27 protein-coding genes and 1 pseudogene are annotated in these 25,800 nt (G+C 62.8%); 22 read left to right on the forward strand and 6 right to left on the reverse strand.

Annotated elements, in window-relative coordinates; translation table 11 throughout:
• Positions 1-29 precede the first annotated feature (29 nt).
• From DPV74_RS08120 to DPV74_RS08165, 12 genes are all read left to right on the forward strand, one after another.
• Positions 30-743 carry a YfiR family protein gene (locus DPV74_RS08120; protein ID WP_119336941.1) on the forward strand — a complete coding sequence of 238 codons (714 nt, stop codon included), beginning with the start codon at positions 30-32 and terminating at the stop codon, positions 741-743.
• Positions 744-775: 32 nt separating this feature from the next.
• The gene (locus DPV74_RS08125; RefSeq protein WP_226186953.1) at positions 776-2,008 is read left to right on the forward strand and encodes a diguanylate cyclase domain-containing protein; all 1,233 of its coding nucleotides are present in this window, start codon (positions 776-778) and stop codon (positions 2,006-2,008) included.
• Between the two features lie 85 nt (positions 2,009-2,093).
• Entirely contained in the window at positions 2,094-2,603 is a 510-nt protein-coding gene (locus DPV74_RS08130; protein ID WP_119336942.1) for an OmpA family protein, read from the forward strand.
• 398 nt (positions 2,604-3,001) lie between these two features.
• Positions 3,002-5,140, forward strand: a complete 2,139-nt coding sequence (locus DPV74_RS08135; RefSeq protein WP_119336943.1) for a type VI secretion system Vgr family protein — start codon at positions 3,002-3,004, stop codon at positions 5,138-5,140.
• A gap of 17 nt (positions 5,141-5,157) precedes the next feature.
• A complete protein-coding gene (locus DPV74_RS08140) occupies positions 5,158-5,616 on the forward strand; it encodes a DcrB-related protein (RefSeq protein WP_059497124.1) in 459 nt (152 codons plus the stop codon).
• Positions 5,613-9,920 (forward strand): RHS repeat-associated core domain-containing protein, encoded by a 4,308-nt coding sequence (locus DPV74_RS08145; RefSeq protein ID WP_240439942.1) that lies wholly within the window; start codon positions 5,613-5,615, stop codon positions 9,918-9,920. The genes DPV74_RS08140 and DPV74_RS08145 overlap by 4 nt, the downstream gene beginning before the upstream one ends.
• A 5-nt stretch (positions 9,921-9,925) precedes the next feature.
• Positions 9,926-10,369, forward strand: coding sequence for a hypothetical protein (locus DPV74_RS08150; RefSeq protein ID WP_155637963.1), 444 nt, complete (start codon positions 9,926-9,928; stop codon positions 10,367-10,369).
• A 178-nt stretch (positions 10,370-10,547) separates the two neighbouring features.
• A complete protein-coding gene (locus tag DPV74_RS08155; protein ID WP_162922982.1) occupies positions 10,548-10,799 on the forward strand; it encodes a hypothetical protein in 252 nt (83 codons plus the stop codon).
• A gap of 169 nt (positions 10,800-10,968) precedes the next feature.
• Positions 10,969-11,109, forward strand: coding sequence for an RHS domain-containing protein (locus tag DPV74_RS42090; protein ID WP_081072857.1), 141 nt, complete (start codon positions 10,969-10,971; stop codon positions 11,107-11,109).
• Positions 11,064-11,204: an RHS repeat-associated core domain-containing protein gene (locus DPV74_RS42095; RefSeq protein WP_119336944.1), complete on the forward strand. Its 141-nt coding sequence runs from the start codon at positions 11,064-11,066 to the stop codon at positions 11,202-11,204. The genes DPV74_RS42090 and DPV74_RS42095 overlap by 46 nt, the downstream gene beginning before the upstream one ends.
• Before the next feature lie 335 nt (positions 11,205-11,539).
• Complete coding sequence (locus DPV74_RS08160) at positions 11,540-12,031, forward strand: hypothetical protein (RefSeq protein ID WP_162922985.1); 492 nt, start codon at positions 11,540-11,542, stop codon at positions 12,029-12,031.
• 235 nt (positions 12,032-12,266) lie between these two features.
• Positions 12,267-12,917, forward strand: coding sequence for a hypothetical protein (locus DPV74_RS08165; protein WP_119336945.1), 651 nt, complete (start codon positions 12,267-12,269; stop codon positions 12,915-12,917).
• A gap of 186 nt (positions 12,918-13,103) precedes the next feature.
• On the opposite strand, the gene DPV74_RS08170 is transcribed toward DPV74_RS08165, so the two are convergent.
• A complete protein-coding gene (locus DPV74_RS08170; RefSeq protein ID WP_119336946.1) occupies positions 13,104-13,727 on the reverse strand; it encodes a hypothetical protein in 624 nt (207 codons plus the stop codon).
• A gap of 26 nt (positions 13,728-13,753) precedes the next feature.
• Between DPV74_RS08170 and DPV74_RS08175 the strand changes: the two genes are divergently transcribed.
• The 6 genes from DPV74_RS08175 (at position 13,754) to DPV74_RS08200 (ending at position 19,522) form a co-directional block, all read left to right on the forward strand.
• Positions 13,754-14,113 carry a hypothetical protein gene (locus tag DPV74_RS08175; protein ID WP_162922986.1) on the forward strand — a complete coding sequence of 120 codons (360 nt, stop codon included), beginning with the start codon at positions 13,754-13,756 and terminating at the stop codon, positions 14,111-14,113.
• 425 nt (positions 14,114-14,538) lie between these two features.
• Positions 14,539-15,657: a branched-chain amino acid ABC transporter substrate-binding protein gene (locus tag DPV74_RS08180; protein WP_027789675.1), complete on the forward strand. Its 1,119-nt coding sequence runs from the start codon at positions 14,539-14,541 to the stop codon at positions 15,655-15,657.
• Positions 15,658-15,841: 184 nt separating this feature from the next.
• Positions 15,842-16,768, forward strand: coding sequence for a high-affinity branched-chain amino acid ABC transporter permease LivH (gene livH, locus DPV74_RS08185; protein ID WP_119336947.1), 927 nt, complete (start codon positions 15,842-15,844; stop codon positions 16,766-16,768).
• An 11-nt stretch (positions 16,769-16,779) separates the two neighbouring features.
• Positions 16,780-18,051, forward strand: a complete 1,272-nt coding sequence (locus DPV74_RS08190; protein ID WP_060086185.1) for a high-affinity branched-chain amino acid ABC transporter permease LivM — start codon at positions 16,780-16,782, stop codon at positions 18,049-18,051.
• The gene (gene livG, locus DPV74_RS08195) at positions 18,048-18,821 is read left to right on the forward strand and encodes a high-affinity branched-chain amino acid ABC transporter ATP-binding protein LivG (protein WP_119336948.1); all 774 of its coding nucleotides are present in this window, start codon (positions 18,048-18,050) and stop codon (positions 18,819-18,821) included. The genes DPV74_RS08190 and livG overlap by 4 nt, the downstream gene beginning before the upstream one ends.
• Entirely contained in the window at positions 18,821-19,522 is a 702-nt protein-coding gene (locus tag DPV74_RS08200) for an ABC transporter ATP-binding protein (protein WP_119336949.1), read from the forward strand. Before livG ends, DPV74_RS08200 begins: the two co-directional genes overlap by 1 nt.
• A 121-nt stretch (positions 19,523-19,643) precedes the next feature.
• Here the strand turns inward: DPV74_RS08200 and DPV74_RS08205 are convergent, their stop codons facing one another.
• The gene (locus DPV74_RS08205; protein WP_059698365.1) at positions 19,644-20,495 is read right to left on the reverse strand and encodes a LysR substrate-binding domain-containing protein; all 852 of its coding nucleotides are present in this window, start codon (positions 20,493-20,495) and stop codon (positions 19,644-19,646) included.
• Positions 20,496-20,694: 199 nt separating this feature from the next.
• Here DPV74_RS08205 and DPV74_RS08210 point away from each other — a divergent pair, with 199 nt between their 5' ends.
• On the forward strand, positions 20,695-21,618 hold the full coding sequence (locus tag DPV74_RS08210; RefSeq protein ID WP_119336950.1) for a DMT family transporter: 924 nt from the start codon (positions 20,695-20,697) through the stop codon (positions 21,616-21,618).
• 66 nt (positions 21,619-21,684) lie between these two features.
• Positions 21,685-22,035 (forward strand): VOC family protein, encoded by a 351-nt coding sequence (locus DPV74_RS08215; RefSeq protein ID WP_119336951.1) that lies wholly within the window; start codon positions 21,685-21,687, stop codon positions 22,033-22,035.
• Between the two features lie 27 nt (positions 22,036-22,062).
• Here the strand turns inward: DPV74_RS08215 and DPV74_RS08220 are convergent.
• Positions 22,063-22,200 (reverse strand): annotated as a pseudogene (locus tag DPV74_RS08220) (DUF2000 family protein); the annotation flags it as partial.
• A 162-nt stretch (positions 22,201-22,362) separates the two neighbouring features.
• Here DPV74_RS08220 and DPV74_RS08225 point away from each other — a divergent pair.
• Together DPV74_RS08225 and DPV74_RS08230 are read left to right on the forward strand one after the other, a co-directional pair.
• Positions 22,363-22,962: a nucleotidyltransferase domain-containing protein gene (locus tag DPV74_RS08225; protein ID WP_027789667.1), complete on the forward strand. Its 600-nt coding sequence runs from the start codon at positions 22,363-22,365 to the stop codon at positions 22,960-22,962.
• The gene (locus tag DPV74_RS08230) at positions 22,934-23,380 is read left to right on the forward strand and encodes a hypothetical protein (protein WP_027789666.1); all 447 of its coding nucleotides are present in this window, start codon (positions 22,934-22,936) and stop codon (positions 23,378-23,380) included. The genes DPV74_RS08225 and DPV74_RS08230 overlap by 29 nt, the downstream gene beginning before the upstream one ends.
• Positions 23,381-23,420: 40 nt before the next feature.
• Here the strand turns inward: DPV74_RS08230 and DPV74_RS08235 are convergent, their stop codons facing one another.
• From DPV74_RS08235 to DPV74_RS08245, 3 genes are all read right to left on the reverse strand, one after another.
• On the reverse strand, positions 23,421-23,828 hold the full coding sequence (locus tag DPV74_RS08235; protein ID WP_021161420.1) for a DUF2000 domain-containing protein: 408 nt from the start codon (positions 23,826-23,828) through the stop codon (positions 23,421-23,423).
• A 44-nt stretch (positions 23,829-23,872) separates the two neighbouring features.
• Complete coding sequence (locus DPV74_RS08240; RefSeq protein ID WP_119336957.1) at positions 23,873-24,730, reverse strand: AraC family transcriptional regulator; 858 nt, start codon at positions 24,728-24,730, stop codon at positions 23,873-23,875.
• A 62-nt stretch (positions 24,731-24,792) separates the two neighbouring features.
• Positions 24,793-25,770: an AraC family transcriptional regulator gene (locus DPV74_RS08245; RefSeq protein WP_059698359.1), complete on the reverse strand. Its 978-nt coding sequence runs from the start codon at positions 25,768-25,770 to the stop codon at positions 24,793-24,795.
• Between the last annotated feature and the right edge of the window lie 30 nt (positions 25,771-25,800).

The raw sequence follows: 25,800 nt of genomic DNA on the forward strand, positions 1-25,800 counted from the left end.
CCGGAGCGACGCCAGCGGATGTTGCCATCATGGATGCGAAAGTGTGCGCGGCGGCTGCCGGTTTTGCGACGGCAACGACGCCAACGTGCGCGGCGGCGATCGCCGCGCGGAAGACGGGCCGGCCCGGCCGTACCGCTTCACTGCGCCACGCACTTCTCGCAATCGTTTGCGTTCTGGGGGCGGCGCCGGCCGTGCTCGCGGGGGTTCCCGCCGACGCGGACAGTCTGCCCGACACTATGCACATCGCCGCCGCCGCAAGCCCTGCCGATTCCGCGGCGACACCCGATCACGCCGTTTTGTCACACGACTCCGCCGTGCGTCAGGTCGTGCTCGGCATCGTCAGCTTCACGCGCTGGCCGACCATGCCCGTTCGTCTGCACCTGTGCGTCACCGGCCGCCCCGACTACGCGCGCGGCCTGACCGATACGCTGCAGGCCGGCTCGACGCTGCTCGACGTGCAGCACGTCCGCTTCGACGATCCGTCGCTCGGCATCGCGTGCGACGTCGTGTATCTCGGCACCTTGAACAACGACGAGAGAACGCGCGTCAGGAGCGCGCTGGCCGGCCATCCGGTCCTGACGATCGCGGAGCACGATCCGTCCTGCACCGCGGGCGGCATGTTCTGTCTCAATGTCGACGGCGATCGCGTGTCGTTCGACATCAATCTCGATGCGGTGGCGCGCAGCGGCGTGCGCGTGCATCCGAACGTGCTGAATCTCGCACGACGGCCGGGGGCGCCATGATGCGGCCCTTGCTCCACCTGCCCCCTTCGCGCATGCCGCGCCCCACGCTGCAAAGCGTGCTGCGCCGCGCGCACCTGCGCCTCGCGTTCGTCGCCGTCGCGATGGCGGCCGTGTCGTTGATCGTCGTCGCCGTGATCGCGTTGCGTGCGTATGCCGGCAACAACCTGAACCTGCTGGCCCGCTCGCTCGGTTATACGGTCGAGGCGGCGCTCGTGTTCGGCGATCGCGTCGCGGCGAACGAGGCGATCGGGATGATCGCGAGCGAGGAAGACGTCGCGCAGGTCGTCGTCACCGACAGCAACGGCCAGCCGTTCGCGACGTGGCAGCTGCCGGCCGGCAACGGGATCGCGCGGCTCGAGCGCATCGTGGCCGACGTCGCGCTGCCCGGGCCCGTGGCGGTGCCGGTCGTGCATGACGGCATCGTCGTCGGGCAGGTCGTCGTGCGCGGCCGCGGGCACCAGTTCTTCGGCTTCCTGCTCGGCGGCATCGGCGGCATTCTCGGTTGCCTGGCCGTCAGCGTGTTCGGCGCGTATGTGAGCTCGAAACGCCTGCTGCGCAACATCGTCGCACCGCTGCGTGCGCTCGCCGGCGTCGCGCACGCGGTGCGGCGCGAACGGGCATTCGCGCGGCGCGTCGAACCGGCGGCGATCGCGGAACTGAACGAGCTCGGCGACGACTTCAATGCGCTGCTCGACGAATTCGAAGACTGGCAGAACACGCTGCGCGACGAAAACGCGTCGCTCGAACACAAGGCGACGCACGATGCGCTCACCGGGCTGCCCAATCGCGTGCAGTTCGAGTCGCGCCTGGCGCGCGCGCTCGGCGACGCGAATGCGACGGGCCAGCGGGTCGCGATCCTGTATCTCGACTGCGACCGCTTCAAGGAGATCAACGATTGTCTCGGTCACGATGCCGGCGACGCGGTGCTGATCGGCGTCGCGTCGCGGCTGCGCACGCAGGTGCGCGAGACCGATCTGGTTGCCCGCCTCGGCGGCGACGAATTTGCGGTGATGCTGGCGGGCGTGCCCGAAGCGGGCAGCGTGTGCCGGATCGCCGACGAGATATTGTCCGGCATGGCGCCGTCGATCGAGCTGTCCGACGGCCGCATGGTGGCCACCATGATGAGTGCCGGCGTAGCGCTGTATCCCGACCACGCATCGGACGCGAGCGGTTTGCTGCGCGCGGCGGATGCAGCGATGTACCGGGCCAAGCGCGCCCGGCCAGGCTCGTGGCAGCTGGCCGAAGGTGTCGCGGGACCGGTTTGATCGATTGCTTCGCGCTGCGGGCGAGGCCGCAGCCGCGGATGACAACAAGCGCGTCCGGCGCGGGCGCACTCGAAGGGGATGCGAAATGAACCACTCGTTTCCTGTGGGCATCAGGCGTGCGTGCGCCTGGGGTGCGCTGCTGCTGTGCATGCTGCTGGGCGGCTGCAAGACGCCACCGCTTCATCGCGGGCTGACGCAGACGCAGGTCACGGCGCTCAAGTCGGCCGGTTTCCAGGAAACCCAGCAGGGTTTCGAATTCGGCTCGACCGGGCCGATCCTGTTCGATTTCGATCGCTACAACCTCAAGCCCGATGTGCGGCGGATCGTCGAGCGGATCGGGCGCACGCTCCATTCGGCGGGGATCAACGGGGTGCGGGTCTATGGTTATACGGACGAAGAGGGCGTGGACGACTACGACGTCGAGTTGTCGCGTCGGCGTGCCGAGGTGGTGGCGATCGAACTCGTCGATCTCGGGCTGGACCCGAAGCGCATCGCGGTCGTCGGGAAAGGGAAGCTCGACCCGGTGGGCGACAACCGGACACCGGCGGGCCGCGCGCAGAACCGGCGGGCGGCGATCGTGGTTTCGCCGCGATGAGGCTTCGTTTCGGCGGGGCGGCGCGGCGCGTGCCGCGGAATGCCGGGCGTTCGCTCCCCGCGAACAGCCGATCGTCATGCCCCTGACATGCTGACGTGGCGCATTACCGGGTGAAGCAGTCTTCGACGACCGGATGGCGCTGCTCGACGCATTCGAGCCGGTGCTTTCACGTGCCCGGACGAAATCGCCCCGCCGGCTCCTCGAATACTTCCTCGCCATGGGGCGTCGAGGGCGATCCTGCCCCGGAATCCCGCTGCCAGCCTGGTTTCCCGATTTTCGGGGCGCGAGCGTAAACGTTTGCGAGTGGCTTCCGCGCTGTCGGAATTTGTCCTACATTATCGGGGCTTCGGGCCGGCCAGCCGGCCTACGGAACCTGAGATCATACGCAAGGAACAAGAATGAGTTTCGCTCCGAACGGGGGTATTCCCAATGGTTTGGGCGGCGGCGGGCTGGGCTCGTTGAGCGCGCTCGGCGGCCTGGCAGGCCCGGTTGCGTCGAGTGTCGCCGGCAGCCTCGGGCCGCTCGCGGGGCTGGCCGGGCACGTCGACACCGTCCAGCGCGCGATGCAGCTCGCGCAGACCGGCTTCTCGCTGATGGACAAGACGCCCGGCGCGATCGCCGAGGCGATCAACGGCGCCGCCAACCCCGCGCGCCTGACCCAGCTCAACCGCTACGTGACGCTCGATACGCCGCTCGGCCCGGATGTGCTGCTGGTCAGCGCCGCCGTCGTCGACGAGCACGTGAACCGGTTGCCCGAGATCCACCTCGACCTGCTGTCCCATCGCCACGACCTGCGCCCGGAAGACCTGATCGGCCAGCAGGTCAAGATCCGGTTCGACCAGCAGGCGCGCCTGTCGACGCTCGAGCGCGTCGTCGCATCGGGTACCGGCGACAACGACCGCTACTTCGACGGCTACGTGGCGTCGTTCGACCGCGCGGGCAACCCCGGGAACGTCACGCAGTATCACCTGACGGCGGTGCCGTGGTTCTGGTTCCTGACGCGCTCGACCGACTGCCGGATCTTCCAGAACAAGACCGCGCAGGACGTCCTCACCGAGATCTTCCAGGAGCACGGGTTTTCCGACTTCGTGTTCGATATCCGGACGAGCCAGAAGCCGCTCGAGTATGTCGTGATGTACCAGGAGAGCTACTACAACTTCTGCGCGCGGCTGATGGAGCAGGAGGGGCTCGTCTGGACGCACCGCTACGAGAAGGACAAGCACTTCCTGGTGATCGGCGATTCGAACCTGCTGTTCCGCCCGATCGACGGGCTCGCCACGGTGCCGTTCGCGGCGACCGAGGCGAGTGAGGACAGCGGGATCGATCAGTTGCACGAAGGCCGGCGCTTCGGCGTCGGCAAGGTCACGTTCCGCGACTTCAACCACCAGAACCCGTCGTCGCCGCTGATGCTAGTGGAGGCCGGGCCGCAGAACCTCAAGCATGCGCGGCTCGACGCGACCGAGCGGTTCGAGCACCAGTCGCTGTACGACCACGGCGATGACGGCAACCGTTACGCCCGTTTTGCGATGGAGGCCGAGGAGGCGCAGGCCCACCGCTATACCGGCGGCGGCTACGCGTGGCGCATGACCACGGCGGGCGCGGTCACCGTGGCGAATCACCCGGTGCTCGAGAACAACCAGGAGTACGTGATCCTGCACGTGCGTCACGAGGCGGTGAACGACTACACGCAGCACAGCGCGAAGCTGCCTTACCGCAACAGCTTCGCGCTGCTGCCGAAGAAGGTGCCGTATCGCGCGCCGCGCGGCACGCCGAAGCCGGTGATTCACGGCACGCAGTCGGCGATCGTCGTCGGGCCGAAGGGCGAGGAAATCTATACCAACGGCAGCGCGGTGAAGGTGCATTTTCCGTGGGACCGGCGCGGCAAGAAGGACGGGTCCGATTCGATGTGGGTGCGCGTGTCGCAACCGTGGGCCGGCGACGGCTGGGGTGCGGCCGCGATTCCGCGGATCAAGCAGGAGGTGCTCGTCGCGTTCAACCAGGGCGATCCGGACAACCCGGTGATCGTCGGCCGCGTGTTCAACGGCGAGCAAGGCAACCCGTATCACGGCGCGGCCGGCCAGACGATGGGGATCAAGAGCCAGACGCACAAGGGGCAGGGGTCGAACGAGATCCGCATGACCGACACGAACGGCATGCAGGAATTCTTCATGCACGCGCAGAAGGACATGAACACCGTCGTCGAGAACAACGAGACGCACAAGGTGCTGGGGCCGATGCGTACCGTGCTGGTGGCCACCGGCAGCGAAGAGAAGCAGATTCCGCAGGGCAACCTGACCGAGACGATCGCCGAGAAGCGCAGCACGACCGCGACCACCGTCGAGGTGACGACGCCGGCCAAGGACGGGGGCGGCGGCACGCAGGTTTACATGGCCGAGCGAGGCATCCTGCTGAAGGTGATGGACAGCTCGATCTCGCTTGCGCCGGAAGGCATTCGCCTCGAACACAAGGGCTCCGTGATCCTGATGACCGACGACGGCGTGATGGTCAACGGCAAGCGCATCGATCTCAACAAATAAAACGAACGAAACCAGCCATGCACTACGCAATTCACGAAGGCACTTTTGAACTGCCGGACGCGGCGCTTGATCGTACGGTCAACATCCTGATGATGAACGCCGGCCCCGGCGGCCTCAATCTCGTGATCGCTCGCGGGCGCTTGCGTGACGGGGAGAATCTCGACGCGTTCGTCGCGCGCGAATGGGAAGTGGCGTCGCGCGATGCCAGGATGCTGACCGAGAAAGCACGCCGGCCCGTGACGGTGGCGGGTCGTGCGGGCGTCCAGATCGACTCCACGCACGAACGGGACGGCCGGCTCTGGCATCAGGTGCAGACCATGTTTCCGTCGGACGACGCCGGCCGCGTGCTGGTGATGACGTTGACCAGCGCGGCACCGCTGACCGACGAGCAGCAGGCGATCGCCGACCGCATGCTGGCCAGTTTCCAGCCGCGCGCGGCGCGACCGACCCTGCTCGGGCCGGGTGACGCGTCGTGAGCGCGGAAAACTTCGCGGCCGCTCGCTTCGAAGATCCGATCCAGCACACGTCGTTTCTGGGTGAGCTGGTCGGTACGGTCGGGTCGGTGGTCGGCGGTGCCATCGTCGGCGCATTGGTGGCGGAGGCGATGGAGGGGCTGATATTCGCCGGCCTCGCCGCGCTCGAGATCGGCACGGCCGGGCTGGCGACGCCGCTCGTCATCGCGATCGGCGTCGGCGTGGCCGTTGGCTCGGGCGCGCTGATGGAAGCGAGCGGGATGAACGAAGCCATCGACGACGGCGCGAAGGCGCTGGCCAATTCGATGGTGCCGCCCGAGATCAAGGGCAAGATCGCAAGCGGATCGGGGAACGTTTACGTCAACAACAAGAAGGCGGCGCGGGCGGCGAAGCCGGGCGATCTCGATACCGTTGCGTGTACCGATCATCCCGGGCCGCAGATGATTGCCGATGGGTCGGGGAGTGTTTACATCAACGATCAACCGGCCGCGCGGGTCGGGGACAAGACCACTTGCGACGGGACGATTGCCGAAGGTTCGGACAACGTTTTCATCGGCGGCGGCACGCAGCGGGTGAGGGACGTGAAGTCGGCTACCCGGCTCGGATGGCTGGGAGCGGCGCTGGGAATTGCGCTCGCGGTTTGCGGGCGCGGGAAGATGAGCTGGGGGCAGTTCCTGAAGAGCAAGGTGCCGTGTCTTGCGGTGAATTTTGCGGCGGGTGCGTTCGGTACCTGGCTGGGTAGCCTTGCGAGGCCGTCGGCAGGGCATCCGGTCAATGTCATTACCGGCAGCAAGGTTCTCGACGGCACGGACGATACCGACTTCGTACTGCCCGGGCCGTTGCCGATCGTGTGGCAGCGTTTCTATAGCAGCCTCGATGATCGTGCCGACAGCCTGTTCGGGACGGGATGGAGCGTGCCGATCAACGTCGAACTGCGGCTCGCGCGTGAACACGGCGAGGTTCAGTCGATCACTTACTGGGACGAGCAGGGGCGCGATATCGTGTTCCCGGCCGTGTCGCCGGGTGAGAGTCACTTCAGCGTGCCTGAAGGCATTTACCTGATCTGCACCGCGGGTGGCCACTATGTGGTCGAGACGGTCGATGGTGTGTATCGCGATTTCGGTCGTGCCCGGAGCGATGCGGGTGACGAGACGCTCAAGCTGTGGCGTCTCGAGGATCGCAATGGCAACTGGATCGAGGTGGAGCAGGAAGCGGCCGGTGAGGTCGTGCGGCCGGCACGACTGCATGACAGCGCTGGGCGCGTCGTGGCGTTCGCCTACGACAAGTCGCACCCTCGACGCATCGCCGCGATCGAGCTGACGCGTGGCGTGGACGGTGAGCAACCCGACACGCTGGTGCGTTACGCGTACAACGATGCTGGCGAGCTGGTTGCCGTTACCGACCGCAGCGGCTATATCGCGCGACGTTTCGCGTACGAGCGTGGGCTGATGGTTCAGCACACGTTGCGCGGCGGCTTGCAGTGTTTCTATGCGTGGGAGGGTGTTGGGCGCGATGCGCGTGTCGTGCGCCACTGGACCAACGACGGCGAAGCGTATACGTTCAACGCGGATCTCGCGCAGCGTACGGTGACGATCACCGATCAGATCGGCCGCGTGACGCAGTGGACGTGGAACGAGGATCAGCAGCCGACGAGTCATACGGATGCCGAAGGCCATGTGTGGCGGTTGGAGTGGAACGCGAAGCGGCAGTTGGTCAGTACGACTGATCCGGCAGGGAACACGACCCGCTTCGAATATGACGAGCGCGGGCGGCAGACGCAGCGCATAGACGCACTCGGTCAGGTTGAGCGCACCGAATGGAATGGGCACTACGACCTGCCCGTCGCGGAAACCGATCCGGCCAACTCGCGCTGGATCTACCGCTACGACGATCGCGGCAACCTGACGATGATGCGCGATCCGGCGGGCTTCGCGACCGAGTATCACCGGGATGAACGCGGGTTGGTACACACGATCCGCGATGCGCGGGGTGGTTACAAGTTCCTCGAATGGAATGGCCGCGCGCAGTTGACCTCGTACACGGATTGTTCAGGCAAGGTCACGCGGTTTGCATACGATGCGCGAGGTACGCTTGCGCGCGTGACCGACGCGATGGGCCAGTCCACCGTCTATGAAACGGATGCAATGGGGAGGGTCACGGGGATCGGGACGGCCGACGGTGCGCGGCAGATGTTTCGATACGATGCGGCCGGGCGGCTCGTCGAGGTCGTTGATGCGAATCAGCGCAGCACGCGTTATGAACTCAATCCGCGGGGATTGCTGGTATCACGTACGGATGCGGCTGATCGTGTCGTGCGATTCGGGTACGACGATGCGTTCCGGTTGGCGAGTTTGACCAACGAGAATCGCGAGACGTATCGCTTCCAGTATGACCGTCGCGATCTGGTTTCTGCGCAGATCGGACTGGATGGTCACAAGCGTACGTACGAATATGACGTGTGTGGCCAAGGCACGAGTGTCCGGGATGGACAGGTCGAGACGCGATACGAGCGCGACGCGATCGGTCGACTGACGGCGAAGCAAGCCGCGCATGAGCGGTGTGAATACCTGTACGACAAGGCGAGCCGAATCACATCCGCCGAGTTGTACACGCTGGCTGCTCGCGGCCCGTCGCTGAAGAATCGGGTCAGCTTGAAATACGGCGCTCGCGGTGAGGTCGTCGAGGAATACACACCGACCGGCTGGCTCGCGCATACCTATGATGAACTCGGCAATCGCGTCAGCACCACGATCTCCGGTGAGCGCACGATCGACTGGCTGCATTACGGGTCGGGACATGTGCACCAGATTCGCGTTGACGGTGCTGCGGTCGCCGACATGGAACGCGATGATCTGCATCGCGAGGTGCTGCGAACGCAGGGCAAGCTGACCAGTCATTTCGGATATGACGCGGTAGGCCGTCGTGCACGGCACGCTGCGCAGCGGGGCCATGCGGCTGATGACCTGCTTGCGAAGCAGTGGCAATACGACGCAGCGGGCGACGTGATCCAGAAGCGCGATCAGCGTTATGGCACGACGAACTATCGGTATGACCCGACGGGTCGCATTGAACAGGCGGCGGGGCCGGGATTGCCGTCGGAGGTGTTTCGCTGGGATGCGGCGGCTAACCTGGTGTCGAGCGATCACCCGGGTGGCTACGTCGAGCACAACCGGCTCAAGATGTTCGAGGACAAGCGCTTCGAGTATGACGTTTATGGTCGGCTGGTTCGCAAGGTGAGTGGTCATGGGCCGGCTAAAGAGCTGGCGCTTGAATACGACGATTGGAACCAGCTCAAGACTGTCGTAACGAAGGACCGGCTTGGAATCTCGACGACGCATTTCGAGTACGACGCGTTCGGCCGGCGGGTTCGGAAGCTCAATGGCAGTTATGCGAGTACGGATTTCCTGTGGGACGGCATGCGGTTGGTGCAGGAGACGTATCATGACCGTCAGGGTGAGGAAGCGCTGACGTATTTGTATGAGGCTAATAGCTATGTGCCGCTTGCGCGGATCGATCAGGGGAGGGCTGCGGCTAACGATGCCGAGGCGAGGGATGCGGTCTATTATTTCCACAACGATGTTTCGGGGCTGCCGGAGGAGTTAACCGACGCAGGTGGAGATCTGGTCTGGCAGGCCCGCTACAAGGTTTGGGGCAACGCGGTGCAGGAGGAGTGGGTTGCGAGGGAGCCGCAGCGCCTCATACCGGCATGGGGGGCGATGCAGGAAGCGACGCCGACGCCAGTTCATGTACCAAGGCCACAGAACCTGCGTTTCCAGGGGGAGTATCTGGACCGGGAGACAGGGCTGCACTACAACCTGTTTCGGTATTACGATCCCGATATTGGACGGTTCATTAGTCCAGACCCGATTGGATTGGTCGGCGGGACCAATCTCTATCAATACGCACCGAATCCCATCTCGTGGATCGATCCTTGGGGATTGTCATGTGGACCCACAAAGGCCGCGCGTCCGCAGAAAGTCGTCAACGATTTGAAAGATTTCAGAAGCCGTAATTTCCGTTTTGGCTCCGAGACTTTCAAGTTGGAGAAGAGCGGAATGAAACACATACTGGAGCGTCATCATCCAGAGTATTGGGATGGATCGGTTAAGGCTAAGCAAAGTTTCTTCGATTCGAAGATGTCTATTGATGATGTCAGTGATGCTATTGGTAGTGTCATGAAGCAAAATAGCGGCTTGCTAGAAGCGAAGGGTGCTCAGGGCATGTATCAGATAAAGGGTACATATGACGGTGCCGATTATGTGCTCGGTTTGAATAACGGAAGGGTTGGTCAATTCTATAAAGAGTAGATGGAATGATAGTTGCAAATACTTATCTCAAAATCAAGAAGAAATTTGTGAATTTTTACGATTTCAATGGAAAAATCCCAGATCCTGACTACATTGAGGGTGCTATTGAGCTTTCTATAAATGGGGTTGAGATTATTAATAAGGAAATGTGGGATTATGTAGATCAATTGTGGGCGTATTTGGCGGAGGGCGTAATATGCGTTGCTAGGGGGGAGGGGTTTAAAACTTACTTTCCGGATCAACCTGTCGAGATAAGTTTCGGTATTCAGGGAAGTAAAGTGGTTGTTGCTGTGACCGTTCATGAAACTGTGAAGGTGGTTGTGGAGCGATCAGAGTTTGTCTCTGAAATGAGGCGGCTTGCAGTTGAGTTTTTTGAGGGTATGAAGGGTAAGGGTGATAGGTATAAAGATAATTCTGATCTTTATTTGAATAAATTGCGTTTGATATAAATTGATGGATTGTGAGTGTGATCTACTGTTCCCAGTTGCCTCGGTGGGTCACAATTGAAGGCGTCACGATTATCATGCGAAGGATGCGGCGAGAGGAAAACGCAGAGCGATGACTATTGTAAGTGCTCAATGTGAGTGAGATTGTGCAAGTTTATAATTATCTCATTGAGTTGATTGGGTGCATTCCATCGCTTCCGGGAAAGAGGTGATTTATGCAGATATTGATTCGTGGAGAGGCGCTCCAGAAGAGGTAAGATTTTTCTACGTCGCGTGGGATTTCCTTAAAGATCTGGAGGGTGATGAAATTTATCTGGGCGGAGAAGGTGTGGAGATGCCGAAGTTCGTTGGAAATTACAATCTGAGATTCTGGATTTTGGTAAATCAATTGGAGTGCCTTTTAAAGGGTAAGGTTGATTGGAATGGGGTGTAAAGTGGTTTGTCGATTAAATTAAATATTGTCGAGAAGATTATGAATTTATGGTTTGATTGTTGGGTGTGAAATAATTTTCGCCATTCTTAACGATTCTCTAACTCGGATGTTATATGATGATTGCGCCCATTGACTGGGGCGTGGCGGCTGCGAACTAAGTTGATGCAAGATGCATTGTCTACTATTTCCGTTACGGCGCTTGGGGTTGCCGGAAGAATTGACTGACCCTGACGGGGAACTGATCTGGAAGACGCGCTATAAGATATGGGGCAACGCAGTAAAGGAAGAGTGGGTCGCACGGGCACCGTAAATGTGGCTCCCGTTTTCCGGTTTTACGACCCGGACATCGGGCGATTCATCGATCCGGACCCTATCGGGCTCGCCGGTGGGTACAACTTTTATTAACATGCGTCCCAATCCGTTCTCGTGGATTGACCCGTGGAGACGGTCGGGAATGCCGCTCGATGCTCCTGGGTACCCGCGTACGGTCTTTAAGAGCCTGGCCGAATAAGCATTACTTATGCTGGTCAATCAATCGATGGGCGCCTCTCTGAGCATGTGGGTATCCTTGAACTGTATTACTGCCCCTCGCTGAGCGAAATTCTGTTCAGGAGATCGTTGATCTAGTCGAGGGTGGCTGGAAATCGGTGATCGCGTCACGATTTGAGAATTTTGCATGTTCACGGCGTTCGCCGCTGGTTCGTCATGGTGAAAGATAACGGTTGAGGGAATCTGTTCGAATGAGAAAGGTGAAAATGGAGGAGGTGCTAAATCTCCTGGAGGGTGGGAGGAAGTCGAATCCAGAGAGGGGGGATCTATTTGTTATGCATATAAAGGGAGTCGGATTCATACCTGGCCTCGTTGTGAAGGATGATTTCAAGTATGGTGTGGAACGGCTTTGTATAATCTATCTCTACAATGAAATTTCGGATTCTAAAAAATCGCAATTTATACTGAATAAGGATAATATGATCGCACCTCCCGCGCTTGTCTCGGCAATGGATTGGCGGGAAAAGGGGGGCTTTGAGAACGTAAGGCGCCTTGATGATTCGGATATGGATATTTTCCAGAATCACTGCTTTTATGATAGGCTGAGGAGGCGCTATGTTGATGAGAATAATGAAGTGTGTGAGAGATTCGAGCCGTGTGGAATTCGTTCAATTTCAAATATCGGATCGGAGGCTGTCGGTATTTACCGGAAATTAAATCAAGATGTTGAAGTTGTCGAATAATTGCGTTTTCCGATGATGCGAACATCGACTCGACATTAGCATGGCGCGTACAGGCGTGGTGCATACAATGGGTTGGTGAGTGGAAGTTTCAGTGGGATCGGGTGAACGCTAATTGAATCACTCAACAGGATTCGAGTGCGATTCATGGTTTTTAAGGGGGCTCTTGCAACCTGGATACTTGAATACAATAGACAATGCTGCCTGCCGTCACTGCCGTTGAAAGAAGGAGGGTGTTTTGACCACCAAGATGCCGACGTTGCAGATATTCATGACTGATGTCGATGAAGCGGTGTTCTCGGGTCTGTTGAAGGCACATATACCAAGTATCAAGTTTATCGACTCATTTCTTTGGAGTTCCCCGGTTCCGGCTGCTCATGACAGCATGGCGGAATGTCATGGACACCCATTCTCAAATGTCGTGATCCTTGACGAAGCGATTTGCACTGTCGAGCGGTACGCGCGAGAGTTTGTTGCTCCTCACCCGGGAGGCGGTAGTTATATGGGGGGAAACGTCGGACCTGGAATGATTCAGGTTCTTCGATCAAGAGAAGCTGGTTATGCCCCTCAATCTCTACGTGACGGAAGGTTGACGGCATCCTATGATCCTAACGCTGAGCCAGCCATGGATGCTTTTGTTAAAGCGGTCTGGAAAATATTAAAGAAATTTTCACAGAAAACATACTTGGTCAACCCCGAGACTGGAGTTGTAAGTGAAGAATCGGAAACTCGCTTTTTTGCCGGGCCAGATGCTGCAGCGCAGTTCGACGGCTCAAGCGGGAACTATCTAACGAACAGTGCATTGGTGTATTTTGTAGCCGAATCCGTCAAATGTGGGGTTCCCCGAAAAGAATGGACCCCAGGCCGGAAAAGTTCTAGCCGTACATAAAGATCGGTGGAATATGGCTGATCAACGACGCGTGTTTTGTCCCGCGCCGCAAAGGACAAGTCCTGATCGAGCCCGGCAGCCTGATCATCACGCAGTTATAAAAGGCAACGCCGCAGGATGCGGCCGCGCTGCGCGAACTCGCGCAGCGCGCTGGGCAGGGCTGCTGCTACCACCCGCCCCGACGCATCACCAGGCAATATTGCAAGACGACCGCGACGTCCCCGCACCGCCGGTAGCCGTGCAATGCGTCCCCGCTCCATTGTCATAGAACGTCCGCGTCTCCGGCTGCGGCACGGATGGATCGAACGGATTCGGCGCACCATGCGGCCCGCGCGGCGCGTCGTACGGCCGCTGCGCCGCATACGATCCGCCACTACCCGCCGGCCGTGAGCCATTCGCCCGCAGGTATTCATTCCAGTTCTGCTCACGCTGCTCGTATCCAGGCACCGCGCGGCCAAAACTATCGCTGCCACCCGCCCCGAGCGCGACCCGATTCGCGGGCAATACCAAATCGGGTTCGTGCTCCGACGAAGGCGGCGCTGCCACAAGCGCATCGCCCGTTACACGCAACGGCCGCGTATCCGGCGTATCGAACGGACTACGTTCCACGGGCGCGGCGTACTGCGAGCGGCGGCGGTTCATGCGTGCCGTATGTCCATCATCGCGAATGGCAGCGCGCCGTTCGGAACGAAAGACATTGGCACCGGCCGACCGATCGGTCAGCGTATCGCGGCCGGACGCATTGGCGGTGGAAACGGAGAGCGCGCACGCGATCGCGGCGGCGGAGGAAAGGCGAAACGGATGATTCATGAGCGATCCCAATCAGGTGATGTGCAATGAAAAAAACGGCAGATCACTGGCTGGCGGCTGGGCGACGGGCGGGCGTTGAAGTGGCCCTGAAGCGACTGCGAGGCGCGGTGGACGCGTCTCGCAGGAAGGCTGGCTGGATTGCAGAGGCGAATTCGTATTATTTCACATCATTAACAATCGCCTTTCTAATGATCGAAAATCGTCGGCAAATAGAAGGCTTTAGCGCCTCCACCCAACGCACTGCAATGGTGCTCGGCAAACCAATCATCAGTCGATTGAAGGACGACGATGCGACCCTTTGCGGCTCCGCCACACTCTACGAAAAATCGCCTATCACCCGATCCCAATCCCGACAAGGCACAGCGCCGAAAAACCCCCGCCAATAGCAACCAGATTGCACTCCCAGCCCCCGCCCCCAGCGCCCCGAGGTTGCGCCGTCATTGCTACCGACTGTCACAACCTCTCTACGTGTTTTCCCTCGGTAGACCGGCATTTTTGACAGACGATTTAAAAACGCCCATATAATTTCGACTGCCTTGCCAACGGCTGTCGGACCACCCCTCCGATCAAGCGGTTTGGCAAGCGGGGCAGGCGAAACGCTTGCGCAATGCAAGACGCATCACGATGTCTTTCCGAACCAGACGTCCCCTTCGGGGACTGCAAGAGCCGGGCCCCGCTACGCAACATTCCGCTGGAGTTCCGTCTTCTATGTGTCTCGGGCGTGTCCCATGTCCTCGCCCCGGGTGCTGTTCGATTGCGCAAGTCATGCCGCCTTTGCCCGTATGACTAAACAACATCGAGGAGCTCCCAGATGACGCTGTCCCGTCTTACGTCCATTTCCGTCGCCGCCGTGCTGTTCGCCGCCGGCGCGGCCACCGCGCAAGCGGAAACCGTGAAGATCGCCATCGCTGGTCCGATGAGCGGCTCGGTCGCCCAATACGGCGACATGGTGAAGGCCGGCGCGCTGACCGCGATCGAGCAGGTCAACGCAGCAGGCGGTGCGGGCGGCAACAAGTTCGAAGTCGTGATGATGGACGACGCATGCGAACCGAAGCAGGCCGTCGCTGTCGCCAACAAGATCGTCAGTCAGAAGATCAAATACGTGATCGGCCACGTGTGCTCGGGGTCGACGATCCCGGCCTCCGACATCTACGAGAACGAAGGCATCGTGATGGTCACGCCGTCGGCCACCGCACCGCAGCTGACGGAAGGCAAGAAGCGTCACTTCATCTTCCGCACGATCGGCCGTGACGACCAGCAAGGCCCGGCCGCCGCGCACTTCATCATCAACAACGTGAAGCCGAAGAAGGTCGCGGTGCTGCACGACAAGCAGTCGTACGGCCAGGGCATCGCGTCGTCGGTGAAGAAGGACCTCGAAGCCGCGAAGATCCCGGTCGTGCTGTTCGAAGGCATCAACGCCGGCGATTCGGACTACTCGGCGATCATCACGAAGCTGAAGTCGCAAGGCGTCGATTTCGTCTACTTCGGCGGCTACCACCCGGAAATGGGCCTGCTGCTGCGCCAGGCGCGCGAGCAGGGCGTGAAGGCCACGTTCATGGGGCCTGAAGGCGTGGGCAACAAGGACGTGACGGCAATCGCCGGCCCGGCCTCGGAAGGCATGCTCGTCACGCTGCCGGCCGACTTCTCGGCCGATCCGGCCAACGCAGCGCTCGTGAAGGCGTTCGCGGACAAGAAGCGCGATCCGAACGGCCCGTTCCAGATGCCGTCGTACGCCGCGGTGAAGATCATCGCCGACGCGATCGCCGGCGCGAAGACGACCGACCCGACCAAGGTCGCCGCGTACATGCACAAGACGACGTTCGACACGCCGATCGGCAAGGTCGCGTATGACGCGCAGGGCGACCTGAAGGCGTTCAAGTTCGTCGTGTACACGTGGCACAAGGACGCGACGAAGACCGCCGCCAAGTAATACGGAGTACCCGCCCACGCATCCGCCCTGTCCGAAACCCGGACGGGGCGGGTGTGCATTCGCGCCGCGCGTGTCCCCAGTGCGCGGCCGGCAGGCGGCCCGAGACGACACCGTGCGTTGCGCGCGGCCGAATGCCGTGATCCGGCGCGGTACGCGACACAGCGCCAACGGGAGCTTCCCGCACATGACTGACTTCTTTCCGCAATTCGCCCAGCAACTGGTCAACGGCCTGACGCTGGGTGCGATCTATGCGTTGATCGCCATCGGCTATTCGATGGTCTACGGCATCATCGGCATGATCAACTTCGCCCACGGCGAGATCTACATGATCGGCGCGTACGTGGGCCTCGTCACCCTCACGGCCATCGGCATCTCCGCCGGTTATCCGCTGCCGCTCGTGCTCGGCGCCGCACTGATCGTGTCGGTGATCGTCACCGGGCTGTACGGTTTCGCGGTCGAGCGCGTCGCGTATCGGCCGCTGCGCGGCGGCCCGCGCCTCGTGCCGCTGATCTCCGCGATCGGCATGTCGATCTTCCTGCAGAACTACGTGCAGATCGGCCAGGGCGCGCGCGACGTGTCGGTGCCGGTGCTGATCTCCGGCGCGTTCGACATTCATCTCGGCGGCGACTTCGACGTGACGGTTCCGTATGCGCGCCTGCTGATCGTCTGCGTGACGGTCGTGCTGATGATCGCGCTCACGCTGTTCATCTCGCATTCGCGGATGGGCCGTGCCTGCCGCGCGTGCGCCGAGGACATGAAGATGGCGAACCTGCTCGGCATCGACACGAACCGCGTGATCTCGTTCACGTTCGTGCTCGGCGCGATGCTGGCGGCCGTCGGCGGCGTGCTGATCGGGCTGACGATCGGCAAGCTGAACCCGTATATCGGCTTCGTCGCGGGTATCAAGGCGTTCACGGCCGCGGTGCTCGGCGGGATCGGCAGCATCCCGGGCGCGATGCTCGGCGGCGTGCTGCTGGGCCTCGCTGAAACCTTCGCCGCAGGCTACATGCCGGCCGAGTACAAGGACGTCGTTGCGTTCGGCCTGCTCGTGCTGATCCTGCTCTTCCGCCCGACCGGCCTGCTCGGCAAGTCGGACATCGAAAAGGTTTGAGGGAGACGCAGATGAGTACAGTCATTTCCGTTCGCCGCCCGGCCGCCGACGCTTCGATCGGCCAGGCGCTGAAAAATGCCGTGGCCGCCGCGTTCCTGACGGCGATCCTCACGATTCCGGTGCTCGGGCTGCAACTGAAGCTCGACGGCTATCAGGTGGTGCTCACGCCGCACTGGCGGCCGGTGTGGATCGCGGTCGCGGCCGTGTTCCTGTTCCAGTTGTTCAAGCCGTGGCTCGTGCGCGCGAAATCGGCGGTGAAGCTGCCGGCGATGCCCGCGATGGGCGCGCGGCAGCAGCGCGCGGTCGTATGGGTGCTGCTCGCGGTCGGGCTCGTGTGGCCGTTCTTCGGCTCGCGCGGCGCGGTGGACGTCGCGACGCTCGCGCTGATCTACGTGATCCTCGGCCTCGGGCTGAACATCGTGGTCGGTTTCGCGGGGCTGCTGGATCTCGGCTACGTCGGGTTCTACGCGGTCGGCGGCTACACGTACGCGATGCTGAACCAGTACTTCGGGCTGTCGTTCTGGGAGTGCCTGCCGCTCGCCGCGATCGCGGCCGCGACGTTCGGCTTCCTGCTCGGCTTCCCGGTGCTGCGGCTGCGCGGCGACTATCTCGCGATCGTCACGCTCGGCTTCGGCGAAATCATCCGCCTGCTCGCGAACAACCTGACGAGCCTCACGGGCGGCCCGGACGGCATCTCGGGCATCCCGAAGCCGACCGTGTTCGGCTACGAGATGACGCGCAGCGCGAGCGTCGAGGGTGCGAAGACGTTCCACGAACTGATCGGGCTGGAATACAGCGGCGACCACGTGGTGATCTTCCTGTACCTGCTCGCGCTCGTGCTGGTCGGCTTCACGCTGTTCGTCACGAGCCGCCTGATCCGCATGCCGATGGGCCGTGCGTGGGAAGCGCTGCGCGACGACGAGATCGCGTGCCGTTCGCTGGGCCTGAACCCGACGCGCATCAAGCTGTCGGCGTTCACGCTCGGCGCGGCGTTCGCGGGCATCGGCGGCGCGTTCTTCGCGGCGCGCCAGGGCCTCGTGAATCCTGAATCGTTCACCTTCATCGAATCGGCGCTGATCCTCGCGATCGTCGTGCTCGGCGGGATGGGTTCGCAGCTCGGCGTGATTCTCGCGGCGATCCTGCTGACCGTGCTGCCGGAAGTCGCGCGCGGCTTCGCCGAGTACCGGATGCTGATCTTCGGTCTGGTGATGGTGTTGATGATGATGTGGCGTCCGCAGGGCCTGCTGCCCGCGAGCCGTCCCCACGTGGAGCTGCCGCAATGAGCGCACATGCAGAACTGTTGAAGGTCGCCGGGCTGCAGATGCGCTTCGGCGGGTTGCTCGCGGTGGACGGGATCGATTTCGACGTGCGCCGCGATGAAGTGTTCGCGATCATCGGGCCGAACGGCGCGGGCAAGACCACGGTGTTCAACTGCGTCGGCGGTTTCTACAAGCCGACCGGCGGCGACGTCGTGCTCGACGGCCACGCGATCGCAGGGCTGCCGAGCCACAAGATCGCGTTGAAGGGCCTCGTGCGGACGTTCCAGAACATCCGCCTGTTCAAGTCGCTGACCGTCGTCGAGAACCTGCTCGTCGCGCAGCACCGCAAGGTGAAGGCGGGGTTGCTGCCGGGCCTGTTCTCGACGCCCGCGTATCGCCGTGCCGAGAAGGAAGCTCTCGAGCGCGCGGCGGTGTGGCTCGACCGGATGGGGCTGACGTCGGTCGCCAACCGGCCGGCCGGCACGCTGTCGTACGGGCACCAGCGGCGCCTGGAGATTGCACGCTGCATGATCACCGAGCCGCGCCTGCTGATGCTCGACGAGCCGGCGGCCGGCCTCAACCCGCAGGAGAAGGTCGAACTGCAGCACCTGATCGACAAGTTGCGCCACGAGTTCGGCGTGTCGGTGCTGCTGATCGAACACGACATGAGCCTCGTGATGGGCGTGTCCGACCGCATCCTCGTGATGGAGCACGGCCGGCCGATCGTGATCGGCACGCCGGAAGCGGTCCGCAACGACCCGCGCGTGATCAAGGCGTATCTGGGGGAAGAGTGATGCTGAAGCTGGAACAGGTCCATACGCACTACGGCGCGGTCGAGGCGCTCGCGGGCGTGTCGATCGGGGTGAACAAGGGCGAGATCGTCACGCTGATCGGCAGCAACGGTGCCGGCAAGACGACGCTGATGATGACCGTGTGCGGCACGCCGCGCGCATCGTCGGGCCGCGTGCTGTTCGAGGGCAACGACATTACCGCGATGTCGACGCACCAGATCATGCGGCAGGGGATGGCGATCTCGCCGGAAGGGCGGCGCGTGTTCCCGAGCCTGACGGTGCTCGAGAACCTGAAGATGGGCGGCTTCTTCGCGAGCCGTCACGAGATCGACGACGGCATCGAGCACGTGTTCAAGCTGTTTCCGCGCCTGAAGGAGCGCGCGACGCAGCGGGCCGGCACGATGTCGGGCGGCGAGCAGCAGATGCTGGCGATCGGCCGCGCGCTGATGAGCAAGCCGCGCCTGCTGCTGCTCGACGAGCCGACGCTCGGCCTCGCGCCGCTCGTGATCGCGCAGATCTTCGACATCATCCGGACGATCCGCGACGAAGGCGTCACGGTGTTCCTCGTCGAGCAGAACGCGAACAAGGCGCTCGGCGTGGCCGATCGCGGCTACGTGCTCGAAACGGGGCGCGTGGTGCTCGCGGATACGGGCGCGAACCTGCTCGCGAACGACCGGATCAAGCAGGCGTATCTCGGCGGTTGACGCCGGAAAGCCGCCGGCCTGCAACGGGCCGGCGGTCTACGCCTGGCGACGACGCGAAACACCGCTATCGGCAGCGGTTCGGCCTCGACCTCGACCTCGACCTGCCGATGACTTTTCTACCCTAGCCGATCCTGAACGTACTTTTCAGCACGTCGCGCAAATGCAGCGCGGCGCGATTGCCGTCGTCCGTCAGGATCGTGATCAGGTGCGGCGGAAGATCGGGCAGTGCGATCCCCGCGACGTTGCTCGTCAGGTTGCCGGACACGCGCTCGTGCTCGATGATGCCGACCGCGAGGCCATTCGCGATGCACGCTTCGACCGCAGGCGAACTCGCGCTCTCGAGCAGCAACCGGTGTGCGATCTTTGCCTTCTTCAGCGCGTTCAACGCGGTGTCGCGGTACGGACATCCCTGCAGTTGCACGGCGATCGGCAGCGGCGCATCGGGATTGAACTTGAACGTGCGCGCGGCCACCCACACCGGATGGGTCTTGCTGAGCAGTTCCGCGTGCGGCCGCGCCTTCGACACCACGGCAATCGTGATGTCGAGCTGACCGCGGGAGAACAGTAGCTGCAGTTCCTCGCTGGAACGTGCTTCGACCGTCAGTTCGAGCAACGGCCGATCGGCCGCGAAGCGGGGCAGGAATTCCGCCATGAAGTGCGCGGCGTACGAATCGGGAATGCCGAGCCGCAACTTGCCGGTCAGCATCTGCGGCGACAGCGATTCGACGAGCCGGTCGTGGCTCAGCAGAAACTCCGTGGTGTCGCTCAGCAGCTTGTGGCCGAACTGCGTGAGTTCGACCGCCTGGTTGTTTCGCGTGAACAGGCGCTGCGCGACCATTTCCTCGAGCTTCTGGATCTGCGCGGTGACCGACGACGGGCTGCGATTCACCTGGGCGGCCGCATCCTTGAAGCGGCCCAGCTTCGCGACGGCGTGGAAGGTACGCAGCAGGTCGACGTCCAGGGTACGGGGCATGATTTTGAAATTCCGAATCAGTGATTCAGGTAATGTCGATTGACGGAATTATTGGGCCTCCCTATTCTCGGGTCAACCGACAGGCCAACCGGCAGACAACGGCAGGCAGCCGGTCGTGCGTTGCGCGTATCCGGGGAATGATTCACGTCGATCAAGAACCCGCGCCTGTCCCCGGCAACCTTCCGAGAGCCGTCGCCCCATGCCGCTATTCCTGCTTCAGCTCGTTTTCGTGTTGTCGTGGAGTTCCGGCTTCATCGGCGCCAAGCTCGGCGCGGAGACGGCCGGTGCGTTCAACCTGCTGTTCTGGCGGTTCCTGCTCGTCACGCTGTGCCTGGCGATCGTTCTCAACCGGCAGCTCGGGCGCCTGACGCGGGAGAAGCTCCGCTATCACGCGGTGATCGGCTTCCTGTCGCAGTTTCTCTATCTGGCCTGCGTATACGTCGCGATCCAGCACGGCCTGCCGCCCGGCATCGCCGCGATCGTCGCCGCGTTGCAGCCGCTCATCACGGCCGCGATGACGGCGCTCGAGGGCAGCGAGCGCAGCGGGGCGCGCCAGTGGGCCGGCCTCGTCGTCGGGTTCGTCGGCGTGGGCATCGTGATCGGCGGGCAATATGCGCTGCCGGCCGGATCGGTCGGGCTCGTCATGTACCTGCTGCCACTGGTGTCCGCGTCGGGGCTGTCGATCGCGACGATCTACCAGCGGCGCCGCGCGCTGACGGTCGCGCGCAGCAACGGGGACGGGTTGTGCCTGCCGCTGTTCGTGCAAGGCTGCGTGAGCCTGGTGCTGTTCGCGGCGAGCGGGATCGTCACGGGCGATCTGCACGTACCGACCCAGCCGGACGTGTGGGTGTCCGTCGTGTGGCTGACGGTTTTCTCGACCTTCGTGGCCTACCTGTCGCTGTGGGCGCTGCTCAAGCGCATGCCCGCGACGCGCGTGGCGACCCTCGTTTATCTCGAGCCGCCGGTGACGCTGACCTGGGCCGCGTGGATGTTCGGCGACAGCATCGCGATGTCGACCTATCTCGGCATCGTGGTCGTCGCGATCGGTGTGTGGCTGGCCGGCAAGCCAGGCGAGCGGGCCACCCGGGCCCGGCGTGCCGGGATGGAAGCGGCCGGGCGCTGATGCGCTGGTTCTGCACGCGATTCCGGTGTAGCGTCGCGGTACTGTCACGACCTGTGAAGGACTCCGATGAAGGTCAAACGGATCGTCGCCAATATCGAAACACGATCAATCGACGACGCAAAGCGCTTCTACCAGCGGATCTTCGGCCTCGACTTGCTGATGGACCACGGCTGGATCGCGACCTATGGCAATGCCGAGCAGATGGACGTGCAGATCAGCTTCGCATCGCAGGGCGGGGCGGGTACGCCGACGCCCGATCTGTCGATCGAGGTCGACAACGTCGACGAAGCGCTCGCACGCGTGCATGCCGCCGGGATTCCCGTCGAATACGGCCCGGCTGACGAGCCTTGGGGCGTGCGGCGGTTTTACGTGCGCGATCCGTTCGGCAAGCTCGTCAACGTGCTCGCGCATCGTTGATACGGGATGCGGGGGCGGCTGGGGTGTTCACGTATGCAGCGCCAACCCCTTCACGGCCTTGTCGACCGCCTTTTTCGGCCCGCGCAACGCCAGCCCGACGAGGTCGGGATGCTCCGCATCGCCGGCACGAAAGACTTCGCGGTTGGCAGCGTCGTGTCCGGTAGCACTTTGACGTGATGGATTGCATGCTGATCGCGGGATGGATGTAGCTAATTTCGCTCCGATCGTAGTCAAATTGGCTACATTTCGGTAATCGGCCTGGATCGGCACACAATCGGCAACTCGGACTATGCCTTGTAGTCAATTGAGCTACAATCGTAGTCAATCATGCTACGATCCATTGCCTCGACCCTGTTTGGTGACTATCGTCGCCGCGCGCTGGGCCTGCTCCTGTTGCGGCCCGATCAGGCGTTGCACGTCCGCGAAATCGCCCGTTTGACGGGCACGACGCCCGGTACGCTGCACAAGGAACTGAGCAAGCTGGCCGAAGCCGGCATCCTGAGCCGGGATCGGCAGGGCAATCAGGTGCTCTATCGTGCCAATCGAAGTTGTCCGATCTACGAGGAACTGGCTTCGATCATGCGAAAGACCTCGGGTATGGCTGATGTGCTATCCGAAGCGCTGTTGCCCTGCGCCGAGGAAATCCGTGTGGCGTTCGTGTTCGGTTCCGTCGCGCGCGGCCAGGAGACGGCGGACAGTGACGTCGATGTGATGGTGATCGGCTCGGTCGGCTTTGCAACGGTGGTCCGGCTGTTCTACGATGCGCAGGCTACGTTGGGGCGGGACATCAATCCCAAGGTGCTGTCGGCGGACGAGTTTCGTGAGGGCGTCGCCGGGCAGGACGCATTTTTACGGGACGTGCTTGGAAAACCCAAGATTTTCTTGATTGGTAGCGACCATGACCTTGCAGAACTTGCTCGGCGTTAGTCTTGATGCAATCCGGCCGGACCGGGAACAAGCGACGCGCCTGCTGGCTGCGGCGGAACGAAATCTGGCGGATGCGCAAATCGCGGCATTGAGTAACGAAAACCGCTTTGATGCGGCGTACAAGGCGATCATGCAACTCGCGATGCTGGCGTTGCACGCGAACGGTTTTCGTACGTTGACGAGCCGGCCGGGGCACCACCAGACGGCGATCCAGACGCTTCCACAGACAATCGGTTTGCCGGTCGAGCGCATGATCGTACTGGACGCGCTGCGCAAGCAGCGCAACCTGTCCGATTACTCCGGGGATGTGGTTCAGGCGTCAGCGGTTCGCGAGTGTTTCGATAGTGCGACGGCGCTCCTGATTGACGTAAAGGCGTGGATCGACGGGAACAAGCCGGAGTTGCTGGCCGCGCAGTAGCCGTTACCGTGTCGAATCGCCAACTCGAAACGCCGATGCATCACGTATGCAATGCCAGCCCCTTCACGGCCTTGTCGACTGCTTTCTTCGGCCCGCGCAACGCCAGCCCGACGAGGTCGGGATGCTCCGCATCGCCGGCACGAAAGACTTCGCGGTTGGCCGCGTCGTGTCCGGTCGAAAACATCGCGTGCACGTAGGGCACGATCGTGAGTTCGCGCGACAGCGCCTGCCGGTGCGCGGCCTGCAGGCCGTTCAAATCGGCCGCGAACACCAGCATCGGCTGGCCCAGCATGCGGCCGTAGCGGCGTCCCGCCGCATCCTCGTAAGGCTCGCCGAGCGCTTCGGGCGCTTCAGCCGCGACGCCCGTCGCGAGAAACGCGACGACATTGAGTTTCTGCCACGCCGCGAGATCGTCGCGCACGATCAGCGCCACCTTGGTATCGAACATGATTGCTCCTCGTTGAAGCGCACATGATCGGATGCCGCGTGGGATCAGTCTGGAACGTTTGTGCACATTTGCCGGTACGCAGCCGGCGTGATCCGGTATGCGCGGCGGAACCAGCGACCGAGGTGGCTCTGGTCGGCGAAGCCGACGTCGGCCGCGACCTGTGCGGGCGTGCGGCCGGCGGCCAGCAGGCGGCGCGCGGCGCGTAGCCGCAGGCGCACCAGGTACGCGTGCGGCGACGTGCCGTACGCGCGCTGGAACAGCCGCGTCAGCCGGAACCGGTCGATTCCGGTGAGATCGACGAGTGCGTCGAGGCCGATATCGTCGCTCATGCGCGCATGCAGCAGATCGCGCGCGCGGGCAATCGCGGGCGCGACGGCATTGCCGCCGGTCGCGAGCGGGGCGCGCAATTCGCCGCCGAGCCGCGTCAGCAGGCGGTCGAGCGCCTGGTCGCGTGCGAGCTTGCCCTCGTTGCCGTGGAGCGCGACGAACGCCTGCCGGATCGTGTCGACGAGGCCGCGATCGTCGACCAGCGTGTGGCCGAACGCGGCTTCGACGCCGCCGAGGCCCGGCAGATCCAGCCGGCGTGCCGCTCGCTCGACCCATGCCTGCGGGAGGTACAGCATTCCATACGTGAAGCCGCCCGCTTCGGGCGCGTGGCCATCGTGCAGCGCGCCCGGCTCGATCAGGATCGCGCGGCCCGGCACGCTCGTATGCACCGACCGATGGCACTGGAATTGCTGCACGCCCTGTTCGGTGAAGCCGACCAGCATGTCGTCGTGATCGTGCGCATCGTATGCATGGCCGCTGAAATGCGCATGCAGGCTTTCGATGCCGGTGTCCGCATCGCGCCGAGCGACGAGCCAGTGGTCGGGTGCGTCGCTGCCGTTCGTCGCCGTGTCCATCTCCATCGCTCGTTTCGTGCCGCGTCGTGACGTGTCCTGCAGTGTACGCCGATGCCGCCCGCTCACGCGTCGTTCGCCGCCGCCTGCTCGTCCCGCGCGTATTGCGCCGGCGGCCGCCCGACGTGGCGCGTGAACGCGACCGTGAACGTGCTCGCCGAACTGTAGCCGACGCGCCCCGCGATCTCGGCGATGCGGCCTTCATTGCGCCGGAGCAGGTTCTTCGCGAGCGCCATGCGCCACGTGAGCAGGTATTCCATTGGCGCGACGCCGACCGCGCGGTTGAAGCGTTCGAAGAAAGTCGAGCGCGACAGTGCCGCTTCCTTCGCGAGTTCGACGACCGTCCACGGATGCGCGGGGCGTTCGTGCATCCCGCGGAGCGCGGCCGCGAGCCGGTTGTCGGCCAGCCCGCGCATGAGGCCGGGCGACGCGTTCGTGTCGGTCGTGAACCGCAGCGCCTCGATCAGCAGCACCTCCAGCAGCCGCGCCAGCACGATTTCGCGCGCGGGCCGCTGTGCGCGCGATTCGTCGCGCACCAGTTGCACGAGCGTGGTCAACCGCGGTTCGCCGCGCACGTGCACGAATTGCGGCAGCAGCGACACCAGCAGTGCCGCGTCGGGTGAACCGAAGCTGCAGTTGCCGGCCATCATCCGCGTGTCGACCGGGTTGCCCGGATCGCCGATCCGGTATTCGCCGTTGTCGAGCGCGACCGGCGGCGCGGTTTCGACGCCCGGCGGCGGCGGTTCGAGGCTCGACATCGCGACGCCGTAGGCGGCCGGAATCAGCACGAAATCGCCGGGCAGCAGTTCGATCGGCGCGTGCCCGTCGATCGCGATCCGGCACCCGCCATCGAGGATCGCGCAATAGAACGGCTCGCCGGCGACCGTGCGGCTGATCGACCACGGGCTCGCACCGTGAACGGACTTGGAGTACCGCGCGCCCGGTTGCAGCAGCGTCACGACTTCGGTCAGTGGGTCGATCATTGCCGGACGCTCGCAAAAGAAAATCGGATTTCCGATTGTAGCGAATACGGATCCAGCCATCTATCGTACGGACACATGCCCAACACACCT

Origin of the sequence: Burkholderia sp. HAN2018 (assembly GCF_024704855.1) — a bacterium.
GTDB classification, from domain to species: domain Bacteria; phylum Pseudomonadota; class Gammaproteobacteria; order Burkholderiales; family Burkholderiaceae; genus Burkholderia; species Burkholderia cepacia.

Excerpts from the sequence above, each read along its gene's own strand:
- DPV74_RS42095 (WP_119336944.1), top strand. The coding sequence starts at position 11,064 with ATGGGGCAACGCAGTAAAGGAAGAGTGGGTCGCACGGGCACCGTAAAT.
- DPV74_RS08130 (WP_119336942.1), top strand. The coding sequence starts at position 2,094 with ATGAACCACTCGTTTCCTGTGGGCATCAGGCGTGCGTGCGCCTGGGGT.
- DPV74_RS08230 (WP_027789666.1), top strand. The coding sequence starts at position 22,934 with ATGACCTTGCAGAACTTGCTCGGCGTTAGTCTTGATGCAATCCGGCCG.
- DPV74_RS08180 (WP_027789675.1), top strand. The coding sequence starts at position 14,539 with ATGACGCTGTCCCGTCTTACGTCCATTTCCGTCGCCGCCGTGCTGTTC.
- DPV74_RS08200 (WP_119336949.1), top strand. The coding sequence starts at position 18,821 with ATGCTGAAGCTGGAACAGGTCCATACGCACTACGGCGCGGTCGAGGCG.
- DPV74_RS08245 (WP_059698359.1), bottom strand. The coding sequence starts at position 25,770 with ATGGCTGGATCCGTATTCGCTACAATCGGAAATCCGATTTTCTTTTGC.
- DPV74_RS08170 (WP_119336946.1), bottom strand. The coding sequence starts at position 13,727 with ATGAATCATCCGTTTCGCCTTTCCTCCGCCGCCGCGATCGCGTGCGCG.
- DPV74_RS08120 (WP_119336941.1), top strand. The coding sequence starts at position 30 with ATGGATGCGAAAGTGTGCGCGGCGGCTGCCGGTTTTGCGACGGCAACG.
- DPV74_RS08150 (WP_155637963.1), top strand. The coding sequence starts at position 9,926 with ATGATAGTTGCAAATACTTATCTCAAAATCAAGAAGAAATTTGTGAAT.
- DPV74_RS08240 (WP_119336957.1), bottom strand. The coding sequence starts at position 24,730 with ATGGACACGGCGACGAACGGCAGCGACGCACCCGACCACTGGCTCGTC.
- livH (WP_119336947.1), top strand. The coding sequence starts at position 15,842 with ATGACTGACTTCTTTCCGCAATTCGCCCAGCAACTGGTCAACGGCCTG.
- DPV74_RS08175 (WP_162922986.1), top strand. The coding sequence starts at position 13,754 with ATGAAAAAAACGGCAGATCACTGGCTGGCGGCTGGGCGACGGGCGGGC.
- DPV74_RS08225 (WP_027789667.1), top strand. The coding sequence starts at position 22,363 with ATGCTACGATCCATTGCCTCGACCCTGTTTGGTGACTATCGTCGCCGC.
- DPV74_RS42090 (WP_081072857.1), top strand. The coding sequence starts at position 10,969 with ATGCATTGTCTACTATTTCCGTTACGGCGCTTGGGGTTGCCGGAAGAA.
- DPV74_RS08235 (WP_021161420.1), bottom strand. The coding sequence starts at position 23,828 with ATGTTCGATACCAAGGTGGCGCTGATCGTGCGCGACGATCTCGCGGCG.
- DPV74_RS08135 (WP_119336943.1), top strand. The coding sequence starts at position 3,002 with ATGAGTTTCGCTCCGAACGGGGGTATTCCCAATGGTTTGGGCGGCGGC.
- DPV74_RS08210 (WP_119336950.1), top strand. The coding sequence starts at position 20,695 with ATGCCGCTATTCCTGCTTCAGCTCGTTTTCGTGTTGTCGTGGAGTTCC.
- DPV74_RS08140 (WP_059497124.1), top strand. The coding sequence starts at position 5,158 with ATGCACTACGCAATTCACGAAGGCACTTTTGAACTGCCGGACGCGGCG.
- livG (WP_119336948.1), top strand. The coding sequence starts at position 18,048 with ATGAGCGCACATGCAGAACTGTTGAAGGTCGCCGGGCTGCAGATGCGC.
- DPV74_RS08190 (WP_060086185.1), top strand. The coding sequence starts at position 16,780 with ATGAGTACAGTCATTTCCGTTCGCCGCCCGGCCGCCGACGCTTCGATC.
- DPV74_RS08205 (WP_059698365.1), bottom strand. The coding sequence starts at position 20,495 with ATGCCCCGTACCCTGGACGTCGACCTGCTGCGTACCTTCCACGCCGTC.
- DPV74_RS08160 (WP_162922985.1), top strand. The coding sequence starts at position 11,540 with ATGAGAAAGGTGAAAATGGAGGAGGTGCTAAATCTCCTGGAGGGTGGG.
- DPV74_RS08215 (WP_119336951.1), top strand. The coding sequence starts at position 21,685 with ATGAAGGTCAAACGGATCGTCGCCAATATCGAAACACGATCAATCGAC.
- DPV74_RS08125 (WP_226186953.1), top strand. The coding sequence starts at position 776 with ATGCCGCGCCCCACGCTGCAAAGCGTGCTGCGCCGCGCGCACCTGCGC.